Origin of the sequence: Limosilactobacillus pulli (genome assembly GCF_947381555.1) — a bacterium.
In the GTDB taxonomy this organism is placed as follows: Bacteria; Bacillota; Bacilli; order Lactobacillales; family Lactobacillaceae; genus Limosilactobacillus; species Limosilactobacillus pulli.
Map to the genome: position 1 here is coordinate 21259 of NZ_CANCWQ010000004.1, position 20631 is coordinate 41889.

Below are 20631 nucleotides of genomic sequence, written 5' to 3' on the forward strand. Positions count from 1 at the left end.
CAATAAGGGAGAATTTATTGAAATGAAACGTGCAGAACAACTGGCAAAAACGCGCCAGGCAATCTTAAAAACCGCTACGACTCTGTTTTTGCAAAAGGGCTTTTCTGGCGCTTCAACCAGAGATATTGCCAAACAGATTGGGATTACGCAACCAGCCTTATACCATCACTTTAATAATAAAGAAGTGCTGTACCTGGCCGTTTTAACCAACCTTTGCGGCAAGGTGCGCCAAGACATCAATAAGGTAATGCGTAAGCAACAGATCGCTCCAGAAGAACGACTATATGGCATCACCGAAGTTTTGAAAAAGCATCACCCACTCAACGTCTATGATCAGTATCAAGAAGCCAAAAGAGAGATTTCCGAAAGTGCTCAGCGCAAATTAGACATGCTGTTTATGATGGACTACATTGAACCGATTGCTGATTTCTTCAAACTGCCAGAAGTCAATCTGCGGCCAGAATTGTTGCCAAGAGAAGCTGCTGAGCTGTTCTTGGCTGATCTGGCACCGATTTTTGATTCGTTCCGGCCAATTGGCGGCCATGCTATTTCCGAAGAGCAGCGTACCAAACTGATTTTGGACTGCATTTTACGCGGCTTGACGGTTGCTGAACCAGCCAGTGAAAAATAAGAACTAAATATTGACATTGGATAAGCAAACGCGTATGATGACCAGTGTATGTAATTGCGAGTTCATTTGAGTTCCGTGATCTCTTGTCCATGGGATTCTTTATAAAAACCAAAGACAGCTGCCAGCTGTTTTTGGATTTTTTTTGCCCAAAAGCAGGAATTTTGACTAATTGTAATCAAAATGTAATATTACAAATTCAACTGAACTTGCCCAACAAATTTGAGAGGTGAATAGTTTGGCCGGACATTTAGTAAAATACGGTAAGCACCGTACGCGTCGCAGTTACTCCCGTATCAAGGAAGTACTGGACCTGCCTAACTTGATTGAAATCCAGACCGATTCCTATAACTGGTTTATGGAAAAAGGTCTGCGGGAAATGTTTAACGACATCATGCCAATCGATGACTTCCAAGGCAAACTGTCGTTGGAATTCGTCGACTACCAACTGCTTGAACCTAAGTACACGGTTGATGAAGCCCGGGAACACGATGCAAACTACTCTGCACCATTGCACGTTACCCTGCGCCTGACGAACCACGAAACTGGCGAAATCAAGTCCCAAGACGTGTTCTTCGGTGACTTCCCACTGATGACGGACCAAGGTACCTTCATTATTAATGGTGCCGAGCGAGTAATCGTTTCTCAACTGGTCCGCTCACCTGGTGTCTACTACAATGAAGAAGACGACAAGAACGGCCGGCCAAGCTATGGCGCTACCTTTATTCCAAACCGTGGTGCCTGGCTGGAATACGAAACCGATGCCAAGGGAATCTCTTACGTGCGGGTTGACCGGACGCGGAAGCTGCCCCTGACTGAAATGGTCCGTGCACTGGGTTTTGGCTCTGATGACGAAATTATCGATATGCTGGGTGGCAACAGCGAAGGCTTGTCAGCTACGATCGACAAGGATGTGCACAAGAACCCCGAAGACTCCCGTGTTGAAGAAGCCTTAAAGGACATTTACGAACGGCTGCGTCCTGGTGAGCCAAAGACGGCCGATTCTGCTCGCAACCTGCTGACAGCGCGCTTCTTTGATCCAAAGCGCTACGACATGGCACCGGTTGGCCGTTACAAGACCAATAAGAAGCTGATGATGAAGTACCGTCTGCTGGGTCAAACGCTGGCCGAAACGCTGGCTGATCCGGAAACAGGTGAAATCTTAGCCAACAAGGGCGACGTAGTTACCAAAGAAGTTCTGAAGACTCTGGAACCAGCCCTGGATAACGATGACTTCAAGATGGTTACCTACACGCCATCTGATGAAGCCGTAGTTACGGCACCAGTCAAGCTGCAAAAGATCCTGGTCTACTCCAAGAACGATCCAGATCGCGTAGTACCAATCGTTGCCAACGGTCACATTCCATTGGAGCTTAAGCACATTCAACCAGCCGATATCATCGCATCGATCAACTACTTCTTCAACCTGCAAGAAGGTATTGGTACGACTGATGACATCGACCACCTTGGCAACCGACGGATTCGTTCCGTTGGTGAGCTGCTGCAAAACCAATTCCGGATCGGCTTGGCTCGGATGGAACGTGTGGTTCGTGAACGGATGTCAATCCAAGACATCAACACGGTTACGCCACAGCAATTGATCAACATTCGTCCAGTTGTGGCCTCAATCAAAGAATTCTTTGGTTCATCTCAGCTGTCTCAGTTCATGGACCAAACCAACCCACTGGGTGAACTTTCCCATAAGCGTCGTCTGTCTGCGCTGGGGCCTGGTGGTCTGACTCGTGACCGGGCCGGCTATGAAGTCCGGGACGTTCACTATACTCACTACGGTCGGATGTGCCCAATTGAAACGCCAGAAGGCCCTAACATCGGCCTGATCAACTCACTGTCATCCTATGCACGGATCAACGAATATGGCTTTATCGAAACGCCATACCACCGTGTTTCATGGGATACGCACAAGGTTACCGATAAGATCGACTACCTGACTGCCGATGAAGAAGATAACTACATCATTGCTCAGGCCAACACCAAGCTTAATGATGATGGCTCATTTGCTGATGAAGAAATTATGTGCCGCCATAAAGATGATTATGTGGAAACGACGCCTGAAAACGTCGACTACATGGACATCTCGCCTAAGCAAGTTGTTTCCGTCGCTTCTGCATGTATTCCTTTCTTGGAAAACGATGACTCCAACCGGGCCTTGATGGGTGCCAACATGCAGCGTCAGGCAGTTCCTTTGATCAACCCACACGCACCACTGATTGGTACTGGGATTGAATACAAGGCTGCTCACGACTCTGGGGTAGCTTTAGTTGCCAAAAAGTCCGGTACGGTTGAATACGTAGATGCTCGCGAAATTCGTGTTCGTGAAGAAGACGGTACGCTTGACACCTACAAGCTGATGAAGTTCCGTCGTTCCAACGGTGGTAAGAACTACAACCAACGCCCCATCGTCAAGGTCGGTGAACATATCGATGCTGATGATGTTCTGGCTGACGGTCCATCAATGGAACAAGGCGAATTGGCACTGGGTCAAAACCCACTGATTGCCTTTATGACTTGGCAAGGTTACAACTTCGAAGATGCCATTGCCATCAACGAGCGGCTGATCAAAGAAGACGTCTACACGTCAATTCACATTGAGTCATATGAGTCCGAAGCTCGTGAAACCAAGCTTGGGCCTGAAGAAATGACCAGCGAGATTCCTAATGTTGGTGCCGATGCACTGAAGAACCTGGATGAAACCGGTGTGATTCGCGTTGGTGCCGAAGTCAACGATGGCGACATTCTGGTTGGTAAGGTTACGCCAAAGGGCATGACTGAGCTTTCAGCTGAAGAACGGCTGCTGCACGCCATCTTTGGTGAAAAGTCTCGTGAGGTTCGTGATACTTCACTGCGGGTACCTCACGGCGGTGGCGGTATCGTTCAAGATGTCAAGGTTTTCACGCGTGAAAACGGTGATGAATTGGCTCCTGGCGTCAACAAGATGGTTCGGGTCTACATTGCTCAAAAGCGTAAGATCCAAGTTGGTGACAAGATGGCCGGTCGTCACGGTAATAAGGGTACGGTTTCGATCGTGGTTCCAGAAGAAGATATGCCATACATGCCAGATGGTACGCCAATCGACATTATGCTGAGTCCAATGGGTGTGCCTTCCCGTATGAACATTGGTCAGGTTATCGAACTGCACTTGGGGATGGCTGCTCGTAAGCTGGGCATCCACATTGCTACGCCAGTCTTTGATGGGGCAACCGATGAAGACGTTTGGGAAGCAGTTAAGGAAGCTGGCCTGCCATCAGACGGCAAGACGATCCTTTACGATGGTCGGACCGGTGAACCATTTGAACAGCGCGTTTCTGTTGGTGTCATGCACTATCTGAAGCTGGCGCACATGGTTGACGACAAGATCCATGCTCGTTCAATCGGACCTTACTCGCTGGTTACGCAACAGCCACTGGGTGGTAAGGCACAATTTGGTGGTCAGCGTTTCGGTGAAATGGAAGTTTGGGCTCTCGAAGCCTATGGTGCTGCCTACACGCTGCAAGAAATCCTGACCTACAAGTCTGATGACGTTGTTGGTCGTGTCAACACCTACGAAGCAATCATCAACGGTGACCCAATTCCAAAGCCAGGTGTTCCGGAATCATTCCGTGTGCTGGTTAAGGAACTGCAGTCACTTGGTCTGGACATGAAGGTTCTTGATGGTCAAAACGAAGAAGTTCAACTCAAGAACATGGATGAAGGCGTGGCCGACATCCGCAAGCTGGCTCGCGATGGCAGCGACAAGCAAGAAGAAGTCAAAGACGAAGCAAAACAAGACTAGTTTGCCTGAATTGAAATAAGGAGGATCATCCTTTGATTGACGTCAATAAATTTGAAAGCATGCAGATCGGTCTGGCATCACCACAAAAGATCCGCAGCTGGTCGTACGGGGAAGTTAAAAAACCTGAAACGATCAACTACCGGACGCTGAAGCCAGAAAAAGACGGTCTGTTTGACGAACGAATCTTTGGTCCAACCAAGGATTATGAATGTGCCTGTGGCAAATACAAGCGCATTCGCTTCAAGGGCCGCGTTTGTGACCGCTGTGGGGTTGAGGTAACCAGCTCCAAGGTACGTCGCGAACGGATGGGGCACATTGAACTGGCCGCCCCAGTTTCTCACATCTGGTACTTCAAGGGTATTCCTAGTCGAATGGGCCTGGTCTTGGACATGAGCCCACGTGCCCTAGAAGAAGTCATTTACTTTGCTTCCTACGTTGTTTTGGATGCCGGTGACACGCCACTGGAAAAGAAGCAGCTGCTTTCTGAAGCGGAATACCGTGAAAAGAAAGAAGAATACGGTGACCGCTTCACTGCTGAAATGGGTGCGGAAGCCATTCAAAAACTGTTGGCTGACGTTGACCTGGAAAAGGAAGCTACTGAATTAAAGGCGGTCTTAAAGGAAGCTACCGGACAAAAGCGGACGCGCGCCGTTCGCCGTCTGGACATTTTGGAAGCTTTCTTAAAGTCTGGCAACAAGCCAGAATGGATGGTTATGGACGTTATTCCAGTTATGCCGCCTGATCTGCGACCAATGGTACAACTGGAAGGTGGTCGTTTCGCAACTTCTGATTTGAACGATCTGTATCGTCGGGTTATCAACCGTAACAACCGTTTGAAGCGGCTGTTGGAACTGAATGCGCCTGGCATCATCGTTCAAAATGAAAAGCGAATGCTGCAGGAAGCCGTTGATGCCTTGATTGATAACGGTCGTCGTGGTCGTCCAGTTGCCGGTCCTGGTAACCGTCCACTGAAGTCACTGTCACACCTGCTGAAAGGTAAGCAAGGTCGTTTCCGTCAGAACCTGTTGGGTAAGCGTGTTGACTACTCTGGTCGTTCGGTTATCGATGTTGGTCCTAACTTGAAGATGAATCAAATGGGGCTGCCGGTTCCAATGGCAATGGAACTGTTTAAGCCATTCATCATGCATGAATTAACCAAGCGTGGTTTGGCTACCAACGTTAAGGCCGCTAAGCGTTTGATCGACAAGCGCGACAACAAGGTCTTTGATGTGCTGGAAGACGTTATTACTGAACACCCGGTACTGCTTAACCGAGCACCTACCTTGCACCGTCTGGGGATTCAAGCTTTTGAACCAGTGCTGGTATCTGGTAAGGCTATGCGTCTGCACCCATTGGTATGTGCGGCCTACAACGCCGACTTTGACGGTGACCAAATGGCTATCCACGTACCATTGTCTGATGAGGCCCAAGCTGAGGCTCGTTTGCTGATGCTGGCAGCCCACCATATTCTGTCGCCTCGTGACGGTGAACCAATCGTGGCCCCTTCACAAGACATGGTTATCGGTAACTACTACATGACCACCGAAGACAAGGCTCGTGAAGGTGAAGGCATGATCTTTAAGGATGCCAACGAAGCCTACATGGCCTACAAGGATGGTTTTGTTGCTCTGCAAACGCGAGTTGGGGTTCAGGTCTCCTCAATGCCAAAGAAGCCATTTACTGACAAGCAGCGCAGCCAGATCATGGTTACCAGTGTCGGTAAGCTGATTTTCAACGGCATCATGCCAGAAGACTACTACTACATCAATGAGCCAACCAATGACAACCTGCTGAATGGGGTGCCTGACAAGTACTTCCTGGACAAGGGTGAAGATATTCATGCTTACTTGGAAAATGCACCATTGGTACCACCATTCAAGAAGGGCTTCTTGTCAGACATCATCGCTGAGGTCTACAAGAAGTACAAGGTTACGATCACGTCACAGTTCCTTGACCGCATCAAGGACCTGGGTTACTACGAATCAACGATCTCTGGTGTTACCGTGGGGATTGCCGACATCACCGACTTAAAGGAAAAGCCTGAAATCATTGCCAATGCCCACAAGCAAGTGGCACTGGTTACCAAGCAGTTCCGTCGTGGTCTGATCACTGATGATGAGCGCTACGATCGTGTTATCGGCATCTGGAATGACGCCAAAGACGAGGTTCAAAACAAGCTGATTGAACACATGGATATCCACAACCCAATCAACATGATGTCTGACTCGGGTGCTCGTGGTAACATTTCCAACTTTACTCAGCTGGCCGGTATGCGTGGTCTGATGGCTGCTCCTAACGGTAAGATCATGGAACTGCCTGTCCTTTCAAACTTCCGTGAGGGTCTGTCAGTTCTGGAAATGTTCCTTTCTTCACACGGTGCTCGTAAGGGTATGACTGATACGGCCCTTAAGACGGCCAACTCAGGTTACTTGACCCGTCGTCTGGTTGACGTTGCTCAAGACGTTGTTGTTCGTGAAAAAGATTGTGGCACTGATCGTGGTCTGGAAGTTGCTGCCATCACTGAAGGCAATGAAATGATCGAACCACTTTACGACCGGATTCTTGGTCGCTACACGATGAAGTCCGTCTTTGATCCAGAGACTGGCGAAAAGATCTGCGACAAGAACGTGCTGGTTGACGAAGAAATGGCTCAAAAGATCGTTGATGCCGGTATTAAGAAGGTTACGATCCGCTCTGCCTTTACTTGCAACACTGAACACGGTGTCTGCGAACGCTGCTACGGCCGTAACGCTGCTACTGGTGACAAGGTTGAAGCCGGTGAAGCTGTTGGTACGGTTGCCGCTCAGTCAATCGGTGAACCAGGTACTCAATTGACGCTGCGGAACTTCCACACTGGTGGTGTTGCCGGCAATGACGATATCACGCAAGGTCTTCCTCGTGTGCAAGAAATCGTTGAAGCCCGGAACCCTAAAGGTAAGGCAACAATCTCTGAGGTTACCGGCGAGGTTCAATCAATCGAAGAAAACCCAGCCGAACGGACCAAGGACATTACCATTGCTGGTGAAAATGATACGCGGACTTACACGCTGCCAATTACGGCACGGCTTAAGGTTGAAGAAGGCGACTACATTCACCGTGGCATGCAGTTGAATGAAGGTTCCATCGATCCTAAGGAATTGATTCGCGTGCGTGACGTTCTGTCTACGGAAACCTACCTGCTGGCTGAAGTTCAGAAGGTTTACCGGATGCAGGGTATCGATCTGTTGGACAAGCACGTTGAAATCATGATTCGTCAAATGATGCGTAAGGTTCGCGTCATGGATCCTGGTGACACTGATCTGCTGCCAGGCGAATTGATGGACATCAGCCAATTCCGCGATGCCAACCGTGAAACGCTGATTACTGGTAACATTCCAGCTACGTCACGTCCAGTTATCCTGGGGATCACTAAGGCTGCCCTGGAGACAAACAGTTTCCTGTCAGCCGCATCATTCCAGGAAACGACTCGTGTCTTGACGGATGCTGCTATTCGTGGCAAGAACGATCCACTGGTTGGTCTGAAAGAAAACGTTATTATCGGGAAGTTGATTCCAGCCGGCACTGGTATGAGCAACTACCGCAACATCAAGCCAAAAGAAGTTGCCGTAGCTGCCGAGTCACCAATGAAGTCAACTCGCGATATTGAAGCCGAAATGAAGAAGCAAAACTAGTCTGAATGCTTTTTCGATAATTTAGCTGATAACAGGTGGGGCCTGGTATTTGGTTTAGTCCAGATACTAGGCCTCATTGTTATTTTTGGGATTCTAACTATGAAAAAATATCGAATTGATTTGCCCACTAAAGCAGTAGAACAGTTGGAACTGGATGAGGATGCCTTACTGCTGCTAATGGTTGATAACAAGTCGCTGACAATCCGGCCGAACCGTACCTTTGAGTTACTGCCGCAGATTATGATGCGCTGGTATCTGATTCCAGCTGCGATTGCTGCCGTTGCGTTTTTCTACCTTAACTGGATCAATCATCATTGGCTGATTCCGTTGACCGGTAACTGGTCAATCGGTTTTGCATCACTTTATCTGGGAACGTTTAGTGGTCTGGTTGCTTTTGCCGTGATGTTTGTAATACAAAAAAGACATCATAGCGGCCCAGCAATGGGGTTGCATTGGCGCAGCTTGCCGACGTTGCTGATTGCGTTTGGCACTATTTTGGCGTTTTCGGTTATGATCGTTTTTTGGTTGGCGGGGAAAATGTTTGCTGGCGCCAAGTTTGATGTCTATACGTCAACACTGTTTATCTTTTTGATTGTAGCTGCAATAACCTATGTGATGATCAATTTAGCGATGACGATATCTGAGTCTATCATTACCAACTCAATGATGATCATGATTATTGGCGGCATGCTGCTTTCGATGCTGACCAATTCAAATCGTGATTGGTGGCATTACAACTTTAGCTATCTCGGGACGCATCAAAACGCTACTTATTGGCGATTCAACATTACCTTGATTTTCTCAGCACTTTTGATGGCAACGCTGGTTGATTATTTGTTTTTTAACCTACAGAAAAAATATCCAGATCGAGGAGTCAGTATTTTGCGATTGCTTTTATATCGCCGTTTGTAAAATTAAGTTAGAAAAATAAAAAAGCCATTTGTGATAGACTTTTGAATAACCACAAACAAAAGTAAAGGAACATCACAAATGACTTATAAACATCTTACCACACGTGAACTAACCCTCATAGCTAATTTTTGGCACCAAGGTACGAAGGCTTATCAAGCTGCTAAACTGCTTAAACGAAGCCAAGAAACTATTTACCGAGTCTATCGATTTCTTGATAGCGGTAAGACCATTGCACAGTATCTTAAGGCTTACCAACGGAATAAGCAGCGTTGTGGTCGTAAGCAGGCTCAGCTAGCCAAGGATGAGATCAGCTACATCAATGAGCAGGTTAAAGCGGGCTGGACACCTGATACGATCATTGGTCGAGCAGAACGGACAATTAGCTGTAGTATGCGGACACTTTATCGGATGTTTGCTCGTGGACAGTACAATTTTGCCGTCCAGCAATTACCGATGAAAGGCAAGCGACACCCCAATGGCTATGTCGAACGACGTGGTAAGGCGGGGCATCTCGGTCGGAGTATTTACCAGCGATACCATGATTTTCCTCACTACCAACACGAGTTTGGTCACTTTGAAGCTGATACTGTTCAAGGAAAAGCTCATCGTGGTGCGGTCATGACCTTGGTGGAACGTCAATCTAAGGTGATGATTGTGCTTAACGTTCATCGTAAAACTGATGAAGCAGTTAACTATCACTTGGATAAATGGCTTTCTAAAATACCTCGTCATTTCGTTAAGTCGATTACCTTTGATAATGGTAAGGAATTCGCGGGCTGGCGTGAGATTGCCAATAAACATGATCTTCATACTTATTTTGCGGAGGTTGGAGCGCCCAATCAACGCGGCCTGAATGAAAACAATAATGGTATCTTACGTCGTGACGGTCTCAGTAAACGATTAGACTTCCGTAATTTACCAGATGAACTAATCACCCAGCTGATGCACAAACGAAATACTATTCCACGGAAGTCACTTCACTACCGCACACCACTTGAAGTATTCCTAAGTCACGTCACAGATGAACAGCTTTCAACATTTTTCTAATTTAAATTGACATTTCGGGTATGCTGAAGCCGCATGTTTGGGTGGAATCGGCTGCTTTCCCAATAATCTGCAGTATCACGTTTTGCATGATCGAATCTCAATGTGGCTTGTTTACATCATGATTTTGATCATTGTTTTATTGAAATGGCTAATGCCAAAATTATCTCAACAGTTTTTGAAGATTTCTTATATTATTGGCGCGATCATGGCACTTGATTGGCTGATCTTCAAATTGACCGACTATCTTTCACTGACCGCATTTGAGCTGCTGGAATTTGGTCTGTCGTTTTCATGGCTGCTTTTATTGTTTCAAAATTTGGAGTATCTTGCTCGTATCGGTGATCAGATTTTTCCAGTTCAGATCATCAAAAGTGAAGATGAGCAATAGTGTCAGGATGCCGTGTTTAATTGACTATATCAGGTTAAGCGTTAAGGCCGCGACAATACCAAGACTTAGATAAGGGACAAAGGGTAGTGACTCATTTTGATTTTGCAGCTTGATGATTCCTAGGCCGGCAGCAATCAAAATCGTTGTCGCAACAAAATATAATGAAGTTGTCAACTGCAGCATGGCGATAAACTCAATGTCACCAATTCCAATTCCGTTGCCGGTTAAGTAGCTCAACATTAATAAACCTATCATGATGGCAATGGCTGCCACTAAACGCAGCCATTGCCATTTTTGATTCAAAAGTAAGAACAGACCAAATAAACCAAGCAGCCAGATTGGTTGGATCCATTTATTAAAATAATCAGTGGCTGAACAGATTAGCAAAGAGATTGATAAGACCAATAAGGCGGCAATTTTTAGCGGATTAAAGATAAACATTGTATACCAAAGCCATCCATTAACCAGTTCGCTGACAGCAGAATAGCAATTGATAGGAGAGTGACAAAAATGACAGCGTCCTTTTTGGAGCAGCCAGCCGATTACCGGCAGCAGTTGCCACCAGCAAAGAATGCGATGGCAGCTTTCACAGTAGGATCGCTTGGGACTGAATAAGGAAACATTGTTGAGCATACGCCAGCTGATTGCTGTAATAAAAGAAGCCAGGCAGGCTCCCCAGATGGCAGCAAGGATTCTTAAAATAAGCATCTTGTGATTTTCCTCCTTCAATATAGCTATATGCGAAAATTCCTATTAGATATTAAAAAAGAAAAATCTGATGCTCGTTGACATTTTGAGGGATGCATGATAGGGTATTTAAGGTGCTTTTTTTAGCAACGGATTGTGTCTGTCGTTGGGGCAGATGACATGCGTCGGCGAAGGCACATAAAAGAATATCATCTGGGAATTTTTTTATACTCAAAAAAGAATCACCTGGATGTGTGGACTTAAAACAAGAAAGGGGTATAACTACATGCCAACCATTAACCAATTGGTACGTAAGGGCCGTAAGAGCCACAAGGGCAAGTCAAAGTCACCTGCTCTGGGTTACGTTTACAACAGTTTCAAGAAGGAAGAAATCGCTGCACCATCTCCACAAAAGCGTGGGGTTGCAACTCGTGTCGGTACGATGACGCCTAAGAAGCCTAACTCTGCTTTGCGGAAGTACGCTCGTGTTCGTTTGTCCAACCTGATCGAAGTTACTGCCTACATTCCAGGTGTTGGCCACAACCTTCAAGAACACTCAGTTGTTTTGATCCGTGGTGGTCGTGTAAAGGACCTTCCTGGGGTTCGTTACCACATCATCCGTGGTACTCTTGATACTGCCGGTGTGGAAGGCCGTATGCAAGGTCGTTCCAAGTACGGTGCCAAGAAGCCTAAGAAATAATTAAAGGAGGGGTAAATCAATGCCACGTAAAGGACATGTTGTAAAACCAGAAGTATTGCCAGATCCAATTTACAACTCAAAGCTGGTTACTAGTCTGATCAACCACTTGATGATCGACGGTAAGCGGGGTACTGCTACTAAGATTCTGTACGCTGCATTTGACCGTATCAAGGAACAAACTGGCAACGATCCAGTAGAAGTTTTCCAACAAGCTATGGACAACGTTGAACCAGTTCTGGAAGTTAAGGCTCGCCGTATCGGTGGTTCTAACTACCAAGTTCCAATCGAAGTTCGTCCAGAACGTCGAGTAACGCTGGGCCTGCGTTGGATTGTTCAATACGCTCGTCTTCGTGGTGAACACACCATGGTTGAACGTCTGGCAGGCGAAATCATTGATGCATCCAACAACACTGGTGCTTCAATCAAGAAGAAGGAAGATACTCACCGTATGGCTGAAGCCAACCGTGCTTTTGCTCACTACCGGTGGTAAGCTTCATCGGTTGATGGCTGCTTAGTCATCAGCTATGATGAGAGGGGTGACGCGGATATCGGATCGAACGTCACCCCTTTTTCTAAAATTAATTTAAACTCGATTCTTTTATTTGGAAGGAGAAAACTTTTAAGATGGCTAACAAACGTGAATACCCTCTTGAAAAGACCCGTAACATTGGGATCATGGCCCACATCGACGCTGGTAAGACCACGGCCACTGAACGGATTCTTTACTATACTGGTAAGATTCACAAAATTGGTGAAACCCATGATGGTGCTTCCCAAATGGACTGGATGGATGAAGAAAAGGAACGTGGTATTACGATCACGTCCGCTGCCACTACGGCCGTTTGGAAAGACTACCGGATCAACATCATCGACACCCCAGGTCACGTTGACTTCACTGTCGAAGTTGAACGTTCGCTGCGTGTCCTTGATGGTGCCGTAACGGTTTTGGATGCTCAAGCCGGTGTTGAACCTCAAACTGAAACCGTTTGGCGTCAAGCCGACGACTTTGATGTTCCACGAATCGTCTTTGCCAACAAGATGGACAAGATGGGTGCCGACTTTGACTACTCTGTTCAAACGATCAAGGACCGTCTGAACGTTACGCCACTGCCAATCCAAATGCCAATTGGTGCGGAAGACGACTTCATCGGTGTTATCGACCTGGTTAAGATGGTTGCTTACGTTTACGATGAAGATGCTGAAGGTAAGAACTGGGATACGGTTGAAATTCCTGCTGACCTGAAGGATGAAGCAGAATCTCGTCATGATGCTCTGCTGGAAACGCTGGCTGACGTTGATGACAACATCATGGAAAAGTACCTTGGTGGTGAAGAACTTTCTGTTGAAGAAATCAAGGCTGCTATCCGTAAGGCTACTCTGTCTGAAGAACTGTTCCCGGTTCTGGCAGGTTCTGCCTACAAGGATAAGGGTATCCAAATGATGCTGGACGCGGTTATCGACTACCTGCCATCTCCACTGGATGTTAAGCCATTCGAAGCTACTGATGAAAATGGTGAAAAGGTTGAACTGACTGCCGGTGACGACAAGCCATTTGCCGCTTTGGCATTTAAGATCGCTACTGACCCATTTGTTGGTCGTCTGACGTTCCTGCGTGTCTACACTGGTTCTCTGCAATCCGGTTCCTACGTTCTGAACGCAACCAAGGGCAAGCGTGAACGTGTTGGTCGTCTGCTGCAAATGCACTCCAACCAACAACACGAAATTCCTGAAGTGTTCTCAGGTGATATCGCAGCTGCTATCGGTCTGAAGAACACCACTACTGGTGACTCACTGACTGATCCAGATCACCCACTGCAACTTGAATCCATGGACTTTCCAGAACCAGTTATCCAGGTTTCTGTTGAACCTAAGTCCAAGGCTGACCAAGACAAGATGGACAAGGGTCTGCAAAAGCTGGCTGAAGAAGACCCAACCTTCAAGGCTGAAACCAACCCTGAAACTGGTGAAACGCTGATTGCCGGGATGGGTGAATTGCACCTGGACATCATTGTTGAACGTCTGCGTCGTGAATTCCACGCCGAAGTTACTGTTGGTAAGCCACAAGTTTCCTACCGTGAAGCATTTACGACGCCAGCTTCTGCGCAAGGTAAGTTCGTTCGTCAATCCGGTGGTAAGGGTCAATACGGTGACGTTTGGATCGAATTTACGCCACTTGAAGAAGGTGCCGGCTTCGAATTCGAAGATGCCATTGTCGGTGGTGTTGTTCCTCGCGAATACATTCCAGCCGTTGAACAAGGTCTGAAGGAAGCTATGCAAAACGGTGTGCTGGCCGGTTACCCACTGGTTGACTTGAAGGCTAAGCTTTATGATGGTAGTTACCACGAAGTCGACTCTTCTGAAGCCGCATTTAAGGTTGCCGCTTCTCTGGCTCTTAAGAACGCTGCTAAGAAGGCCAACCCAGTTATCCTTGAACCAATCATGAAGGTTGACATTGTTGTTCCACAAGACAACATGGGTGACGTTATGGGTCAAGTAACTGCTCGTCGTGGTACGATCGATGGTATGGAAGAACGTGGCAATGCCCAAGAAATCCACTCCTTCGTTCCACTGTCAGAAATGTTTGGTTACGCAACGGCTCTGCGTTCCGCAACGCAAGGTCGTGGTACCTTCACGATGACGTTCGACCACTACTCTGCAGTTCCAAAGAGCGTGCAAGAAGACATCATCAAGAAGAACGGTAAGGAATAGTTAACCTATTCAAAGCCTAAAAGCTCATCTGCTTTAAGCAGATGGGCTTTTTTACGATTTAAAGATTTTTTCTTCTATTATGTAATAGTCAAAGGTAATCGTCTTGTCATGAATTAGAATTATTTTGGCGATTGAGAGGGTAACGCCAGAAAAAATTGAGATTTTTTCGAAAAAGACTCGACAAGCCTTAAAAGACGTGGGATAATACTCGGCAGACTGTTGCCATTCAGTCGTTCACTGTTTGTCGTCACTACAACATTTCGACTGAATTTTTGCGCCGCATTTGCGTCAAAAGATTTTTCAGGAATGTTACAAATCTGATCATCAAGAATAAATTCAAAAAAAACCTTGATACGACGGCAATTCTTTAGTATTATGGATAAGTGCTTGAGCTTAGAAACAGGGATTTTAAAGCCCTGGGGTTCAGCCAATCAGTGAAAGCTGTGATGTGGAAGGTTGCGACACACCCGGCCGCTTTGCCATAGGGCGTGGCGGTAATTTCCACGGAGCTAGTCAAATTTTAAATCTGACGAAGGAGGGAATAAAATGGCAAAACAAAAGATTCGCATTCGTTTAAAGGCTTACGAACACCGCGTACTTGACGAATCTGCAGACAAGATCGTTAACACCGCTAAGCGGACCGGTGCTCAGGTTTCAGGCCCAATTCCGTTGCCAACTGAACGGACTCTGTACACGGTGATTCGTTCACCACACAAGTTCAAGAAGTCTCGGGAACAATTCGAAATGCGTACGCACAAGCGTCTGATCGACATCATCGACCCAACCCCTAAGACGGTTGACTCTCTGATGAAGCTTGATCTGCCAAGTGGCGTTGACATTGAAATTAAACTGTAATTAAACAAAAATAAAAACAAATAAATTGGAGGTGTACTCATGACCAAAGGAATCTTAGGCAAGAAGGTCGGGATGACGCAAGTTTTCGCTGACAACGGTGAATTGGTTCCAGTTACGGTAATCGACGTAACGCCAAACGTTGTTATGCAAGTTAAGACCGTTGAAAACGATGGCTACAGTGCCGTTCAACTTGGTTTTGACGACAAGCGCGAAATCTTAAGCAACAAGCCCGAACAAGGTCATGCAGCAAAAGCAAACACGACCCCTAAGCGCTTCATCGGTGAAATCCGCGACGCTGAACTGGGGGACGACATTAAAGTCGGTGACGAAGTTAAGGCAGACATTTTCGCGGAAGGCGAAACTGTTGATGTAACGGGTATCACTAAGGGTCATGGTTACCAAGGTAACATCCACAAGGACGGCCAACGTCGTGGACCTATGGCTCACGGTTCTCGTTACCACCGTCGTCCAGGTTCGTTGGGTGCCATCATCAACCACGTCTTCAAGGGTAAGGCATTGCCAGGCCGCATGGGTGGCAACACGGTTACTATGCAACACCTGAAGGTTGTTAAGGTTGACTTGGAAAACAACGTACTGCTGATCAAGGGTAACGTTCCAGGTGCCAACAAGTCCTACGTTACGATTAAGAACTCTGTGAAGGCCAACACCAAGAAGAGCCTGAGCAAGCAACACAACTAATCAGAAGGGAGGAAGAAAGTAAATGACAAGCGTTGCATTATTTAAGCAAGACGGTAGCCAAAACGGCACCATCGAATTGAACGCAGACATCTTCGGTATTGAACCAAACGAAAATGCTGAATACGAAGCCATCCTGCGTCAACGCGCATCCATGCGTCAAGGTACTCACGCCGTTAAGAACCGTTCCGCAGTTCGCGGTGGTGGTAAGAAGCCATGGCGTCAAAAGGGTACGGGTCGTGCTCGGCAAGGCTCCATCCGTGCACCACAATTCCGTGGTGGTGGTATCGTCTTCGGACCTACTCCACGTTCCTACAACTTCAACCTGCCACGCAAGGTTCGTCAACTGGCTATCAAGTCAGCTCTGTCCCAAAAGGTTGCTGATGAAAAGTTTGTCGTAGTTGAATCCATCAACTTCGACGCACCAAAGACGAAGGAATTTGCCAGCGTTATGAACAACCTGAAGGTTTCTGAAAAAGTCCTGGTCGTTGTTTCTGACGAAGACAAGAACGCTGCTCTGTCTGGTCGCAACCTGGTTAACACCACGGTCGTAACTCCAGCCGGCGTTAACATTCTGAACGTCGTTGACAGTCAAAAGATTGTCATCACGAAGTCAGCCCTTTCTCAAGTAGAGGAGGTGCTCGCATAATGGAAGCACGCGATATCATTTTGCGCCCAGTTATCACTGAAGCATCAACCGCAGTGATGGACGAAAAGCGCTACACGTTTGACGTTGACTTGCGCGCTACTAAGACGCAAGTTAAGAACGCCGTAGAAGAAATTTTTGACGTTAAGGTCGTTAAGGTTAACATCATGAACCTGAAGGGCAAGAAGAAGCGTCAAGGCCGTTACGTTGGCTACACTAAGCGTCGCCGCAAGGCCATCGTTACTCTGTCAGCTGATTCCAAGGAAATCAAGCTGTTCGGTGACGACAACGAATAAATTCTAGATAGGAGGAAAACACAGTGGGAATTCGCAAATACAAGGGTACCACTAATGGTCGCCGTAATATGACCGGATTCGACTTCGCTGAAATCACGAAGACGACCCCGGAAAAGTCTTTGCTGGCACCATTAAAGCACACCGCTGGTCGTAACAACTACGGTCATATGACTGTTCGTCACCGTGGTGGCGGTACGAAGCGTCAATACCGGATCATCGACTTCAAGCGGATCAAGGACAACGTTCCTGCAACCGTTAAGGCTATCGAATATGATCCAAACCGTACTGCTAACATCGCTCTGCTGGTTTATGCAGATGGTGTTAAGTCATACATCCTGGCTCCTAAGGGCTTGAAGGTTGGTATGCAAGTTCAATCTGGTCCAGATGCCGACATCAAGGTTGGTAACGCACTGCCATTGAAGAACATTCCAGTTGGTACTGTTATTCACAACATCGAACTGAAGCCAGGCAAGGGTGGTCAAATCGCCCGTTCTGCAGGTGCTTCCGCACAACTGCTTGGTAAGGAAAGTGACAAGTACGTTCTGGTTCGTCTGGCTTCTGGTGAAGTTCGTATGATCCTGGCTGCTTGCCGTGCTACGATCGGTGTTGTCGGTAACGACGAACACGCCCTGATCATCAAAGGTAAGGCTGGTCGTACTCGTTACGCAGGTCAACGTCCACACGTTCGTGGTTCTGTTATGAACCCTAACGATCACCCACATGGTGGTGGTGAAGGTAAGGCTCCAGTTGGTTTGCCATCTCCTCTGTCTCCATGGGGTAAGAAGACTGTTGGTAAGAAGACTCGCTCACACAAGGCTCGTTCGAACAAGTTCATCGTTCGCGGTCGCAAGCGTGGTCCACACACTCGTTAATGAGTAACAAATAGCTAATTACCCGAGAGGAGGTACAACAATGGGTCGTAGTTTAAAGAAGGGACCTTTCGCCGACGCTTCTTTGTTGAAGAAGGTTGACGCACAAAAGGATAACGAAAAGAAGACGGTTATTAAGACCTGGTCACGCCGTTCCACGATTTACCCAAGCTTCATTGGTTACACTTTCGCAGTTTACGATGGTCGTAAGCACGTACCAGTTTACGTACAAGAAGACATGGTAGGCCACAAGCTGGGTGAATTCGTACCAACGCGGACTTTCCGTGGTCACGCCGGTGATGACAAGAAGACGGGCAAGAAGTAAGGAGGAAATTTGATCAATGGCTGAAAACATTACGTCAGCTAAGGCAACGGCCAAGATGGTCCGGGTTTCCGCTCGCAAGGTTCGTCTGGTTCTTGACACCATTCGCAACAAGAGCGTTGCCGAAGCATTTGCTATTCTGAAGTTCACTCCAAATGGTGCTGCTTCAGACGTCGAAAAAGTATTGAAATCTGCAGTTGCTAACGCCGAAAACAACTTTGACTTGGATCGGGCTTCATTGGTAGTTAGCGAAGCCTTTGCAAACGAAGGACCAACCCTGAAGCGGTTCCGTCCACGTGCCAAAGGTTCAGCTTCTCCAATCAACAAGCGGACCAGCCACATTACGGTTGTTGTAACTGAAAAGTAGGAGGGATAATAGTGGGTCAAAAGATTAATCCTAATGGTTTCCGTGTTGGGGTCATTCGCGACTGGACTGCTAAGTGGTACGCAGAAAAAGACTACGCTGCTTACCTGAGCGAAGACCTTCGGATCCGTAAGTACATTGAAAAGCGACTTGCTGACGCCTCTGTTTCAACTATCGAAATTGAACGTGCTGCTAACCGCGTAAACGTATCAATTCACACTGCCAAGCCAGGTATGGTTATCGGTAAGGGTGGTTCTGAAGTTGAAGCACTCCGCAAGGAACTTAACGCCTTGACTGGCAAGCGCGTCCACATCAACGTGGTTGAAATCAAGAAGCCAGACCTGGACGCACACCTGGTTGGCGTAAGCGTCGCAGAACAGCTTGAAGCTCGTGTTGCCTTCCGTCGTGCTATGCGTGGTGCCATCCAACGTGCTATGCGTGCCGGCGCAAAGGGTATCAAGGTTCAAGTTGCTGGTCGTTTGAATGGTGCCGACATGTCTCGGATCGAATCATACTCCGAAGGCACTGTTCCACTGCACACTCTGCGTGCCGACATCGACTACTCATGGGATGAAGCACGGACTACGTACGGTGCGCTGGGTATCAAGACTTGGATCTACCGTGGCGAAGTTTTGCCAGAGAAGCAAGCAAACAAAAACACTAAGTAAGGAGGGGAAATAAAACATGCTAGTACCTAAGCGAGTAAAGCACCGCAAGGTTCAACGTGGCCACATGCGTGGTGAAGCCAAGGGTGGCAAGAACGTAACGTTTGGTGAATTTGGTCTGAAGGCTCTGGATTCCCACTGGATCTCCAACCGTCAAATTGAAGCCGGCCGTATTGCTATTACGCGTCACATGAAGCGTGGTGGTAAGGTTTGGATCAAGATTTTCCCTCACCTTTCCTACACTAGCAAAGGTGTTGGTGTCCGGATGGGTAATGGTAAGGGTGCTCCTGAAGGCTGGGTAGCCCCAGTTAAGCGCGGCAAGATTCTGTACGAGGTTGCCGGCGTGCCTGAAGACGTTGCCCGCGAAGCCCTGCGCTTGGCCGGCAGCAAGATGCCAGTTCGCACTAAGATCGTAAAGCGTGAGGAAGGTGGACAATCTAATGAAGACTAAAGATTATGTTCAAGAACTGAATGGATTAACCACTGAGCAATTGCTTGACCGTGAAAAGGAATTGAAGGAACAATTGTTTAACTTACGTTTCCAATTAGCAACCGGCCAGTTGGAAAACACTGCAAGCCTTAAGAGCGTTCGCAAGAACATTGCACGGGTTAAGACAGTTCTTCGTCAACAAGAATTAAACAAATAAGAATACGAAAAGGAGGATTAGCGCATGAGTGATGAACGTAATGCACGTAAGGTCTACCAAGGCCGCGTTGTTTCCGACAAGATGGACAAGACCATCACTGTCGTAATCGACACTTACAAGAGTGCCCCAGTTTACGGCAAGCGTGTACGGTACTCAAAGAAGTACTACGCTCACGATGAAAACAACGAAGCAAAGTCCGGCGATACGGTTGAAATCATGGAAACTCGGCCTCTGTCTGCTAAGAAGCGTTTCCGTCTGGTTAAGATCGTTAAGAAAGCTGATTAATCCCGCTTTGTGATGATTTCGTATTCTTAATTATTCTTACTTACTGATGGAAGGAGGACACTAACAGTGATTCAACAGGAAAGTCGGTTGAAGGTCGCTGACAACTCAGGTGCCCGCGAAATCTTGGTTATCAAGATCTTGGGTGGTTCCCGTGTTAAGACCGGTAATATTGGTGACATTATTGTCGCTACTGTAAAACAAGCAACACCAGGTGGCGTTGTCAAAAAGGGTGACGTTGTAAAGGCCGTCGTTGTACGGACTAAGCATGGTCTGCACCGTAAGGACGGTTCATACATCAAGTTTGACGAAAACGCTGCTGTCCTGATCAACAACGACAAGAGCCCTAAGGGTACCCGTATTTTTGGCCCAATCGCTCGTGAGCTGCGTGACGATGACTTCATGAAGATCATCTCCCTGGCTCCAGAAGTTCTGTAAGATTAACCGAAAATAAGGA

Annotated in this window: 22 protein-coding genes; 21 read left to right on the forward strand and 1 reads right to left on the reverse strand. The window is 47.3% G+C overall.

The annotated features are described in order from the left end of the window. The first annotated feature begins 22 nt into the window (after window positions 1-22). From QOS03_RS02075 to QOS03_RS02100, 6 genes are all read left to right on the forward strand, one after another. The gene (locus tag QOS03_RS02075; protein ID WP_283575194.1) at window positions 23-631 is read left to right on the forward strand and encodes a TetR/AcrR family transcriptional regulator; all 609 of its coding nucleotides are present in this window, start codon (window positions 23-25) and stop codon (window positions 629-631) included. Between the two features lie 226 nt (window positions 632-857). After that, window positions 858-4418 (forward strand): DNA-directed RNA polymerase subunit beta, encoded by a 3561-nt coding sequence (gene rpoB, locus QOS03_RS02080; protein WP_272209505.1) that lies wholly within the window; start codon window positions 858-860, stop codon window positions 4416-4418. A 32-nt stretch (window positions 4419-4450) separates the two neighbouring features. Continuing rightward, entirely contained in the window at window positions 4451-8089 is a 3639-nt protein-coding gene (rpoC, locus tag QOS03_RS02085; RefSeq protein ID WP_283575195.1) for a DNA-directed RNA polymerase subunit beta', read from the forward strand. A 99-nt stretch (window positions 8090-8188) separates the two neighbouring features. Further along, the gene (locus QOS03_RS02090) at window positions 8189-9001 is read left to right on the forward strand and encodes a hypothetical protein (protein ID WP_283575196.1); all 813 of its coding nucleotides are present in this window, start codon (window positions 8189-8191) and stop codon (window positions 8999-9001) included. 78 nt (window positions 9002-9079) lie between these two features. Then, window positions 9080-10048 carry an IS30 family transposase gene (locus tag QOS03_RS02095; RefSeq protein ID WP_085720378.1) on the forward strand — a complete coding sequence of 323 codons (969 nt, stop codon included), beginning with the start codon at window positions 9080-9082 and terminating at the stop codon, window positions 10046-10048. 37 nt (window positions 10049-10085) lie between these two features. Next, on the forward strand, window positions 10086-10436 hold the full coding sequence (locus QOS03_RS02100) for a hypothetical protein (protein WP_283575197.1): 351 nt from the start codon (window positions 10086-10088) through the stop codon (window positions 10434-10436). A 24-nt stretch (window positions 10437-10460) separates the two neighbouring features. On the opposite strand, the gene QOS03_RS02105 is transcribed toward QOS03_RS02100, so the two are convergent. Further along, on the reverse strand, window positions 10461-11144 hold the full coding sequence (locus tag QOS03_RS02105) for a prepilin peptidase (RefSeq protein ID WP_169462110.1): 684 nt from the start codon (window positions 11142-11144) through the stop codon (window positions 10461-10463). A gap of 265 nt (window positions 11145-11409) precedes the next feature. On the opposite strand from QOS03_RS02105, the gene rpsL reads away from it, so the two are divergent. The 15 genes from rpsL (at window position 11410) to rplN (ending at window position 20612) form a co-directional block, all read left to right on the forward strand. Next, the gene (rpsL, locus tag QOS03_RS02110; protein ID WP_006500627.1) at window positions 11410-11823 is read left to right on the forward strand and encodes a 30S ribosomal protein S12; all 414 of its coding nucleotides are present in this window, start codon (window positions 11410-11412) and stop codon (window positions 11821-11823) included. Between the two features lie 19 nt (window positions 11824-11842). Beyond that, window positions 11843-12313: a 30S ribosomal protein S7 gene (gene rpsG, locus QOS03_RS02115; RefSeq protein WP_006500626.1), complete on the forward strand. Its 471-nt coding sequence runs from the start codon at window positions 11843-11845 to the stop codon at window positions 12311-12313. Between the two features lie 134 nt (window positions 12314-12447). After that, the gene (gene fusA / locus QOS03_RS02120; protein WP_272209507.1) at window positions 12448-14532 is read left to right on the forward strand and encodes an elongation factor G; all 2085 of its coding nucleotides are present in this window, start codon (window positions 12448-12450) and stop codon (window positions 14530-14532) included. 546 nt (window positions 14533-15078) lie between these two features. After that, complete coding sequence (gene rpsJ, locus QOS03_RS02125) at window positions 15079-15387, forward strand: 30S ribosomal protein S10 (protein ID WP_033934655.1); 309 nt, start codon at window positions 15079-15081, stop codon at window positions 15385-15387. A gap of 39 nt (window positions 15388-15426) precedes the next feature. Then, the gene (rplC, locus tag QOS03_RS02130; RefSeq protein ID WP_006500623.1) at window positions 15427-16086 is read left to right on the forward strand and encodes a 50S ribosomal protein L3; all 660 of its coding nucleotides are present in this window, start codon (window positions 15427-15429) and stop codon (window positions 16084-16086) included. A gap of 22 nt (window positions 16087-16108) precedes the next feature. Then, window positions 16109-16732, forward strand: coding sequence for a 50S ribosomal protein L4 (gene rplD, locus QOS03_RS02135; RefSeq protein ID WP_039946070.1), 624 nt, complete (start codon window positions 16109-16111; stop codon window positions 16730-16732). Beyond that, window positions 16732-17025, forward strand: a complete 294-nt coding sequence (rplW, locus tag QOS03_RS02140; protein WP_006500620.1) for a 50S ribosomal protein L23 — start codon at window positions 16732-16734, stop codon at window positions 17023-17025. Before rplD ends, rplW begins: the two co-directional genes overlap by 1 nt. A 23-nt stretch (window positions 17026-17048) precedes the next feature. Then, window positions 17049-17897, forward strand: a complete 849-nt coding sequence (rplB, locus tag QOS03_RS02145; RefSeq protein ID WP_033934652.1) for a 50S ribosomal protein L2 — start codon at window positions 17049-17051, stop codon at window positions 17895-17897. A gap of 40 nt (window positions 17898-17937) precedes the next feature. Continuing rightward, entirely contained in the window at window positions 17938-18219 is a 282-nt protein-coding gene (gene rpsS / locus QOS03_RS02150) for a 30S ribosomal protein S19 (RefSeq protein WP_033934651.1), read from the forward strand. A gap of 16 nt (window positions 18220-18235) precedes the next feature. Further along, window positions 18236-18583 (forward strand): 50S ribosomal protein L22, encoded by a 348-nt coding sequence (gene rplV, locus QOS03_RS02155; protein ID WP_006500617.1) that lies wholly within the window; start codon window positions 18236-18238, stop codon window positions 18581-18583. Between the two features lie 11 nt (window positions 18584-18594). Further along, complete coding sequence (gene rpsC, locus QOS03_RS02160) at window positions 18595-19248, forward strand: 30S ribosomal protein S3 (RefSeq protein ID WP_283575198.1); 654 nt, start codon at window positions 18595-18597, stop codon at window positions 19246-19248. 16 nt (window positions 19249-19264) lie between these two features. Next, the gene (rplP, locus tag QOS03_RS02165; RefSeq protein ID WP_033934650.1) at window positions 19265-19696 is read left to right on the forward strand and encodes a 50S ribosomal protein L16; all 432 of its coding nucleotides are present in this window, start codon (window positions 19265-19267) and stop codon (window positions 19694-19696) included. Then, the gene (rpmC, locus tag QOS03_RS02170) at window positions 19686-19892 is read left to right on the forward strand and encodes a 50S ribosomal protein L29 (RefSeq protein ID WP_006500614.1); all 207 of its coding nucleotides are present in this window, start codon (window positions 19686-19688) and stop codon (window positions 19890-19892) included. The genes rplP and rpmC overlap by 11 nt, the downstream gene beginning before the upstream one ends. A gap of 24 nt (window positions 19893-19916) precedes the next feature. After that, window positions 19917-20177, forward strand: a complete 261-nt coding sequence (gene rpsQ / locus QOS03_RS02175; RefSeq protein ID WP_006500613.1) for a 30S ribosomal protein S17 — start codon at window positions 19917-19919, stop codon at window positions 20175-20177. Between the two features lie 66 nt (window positions 20178-20243). Beyond that, window positions 20244-20612: a 50S ribosomal protein L14 gene (rplN, locus tag QOS03_RS02180; protein ID WP_006500612.1), complete on the forward strand. Its 369-nt coding sequence runs from the start codon at window positions 20244-20246 to the stop codon at window positions 20610-20612. The last annotated feature ends 19 nt before the right edge of the window (window positions 20613-20631 follow it).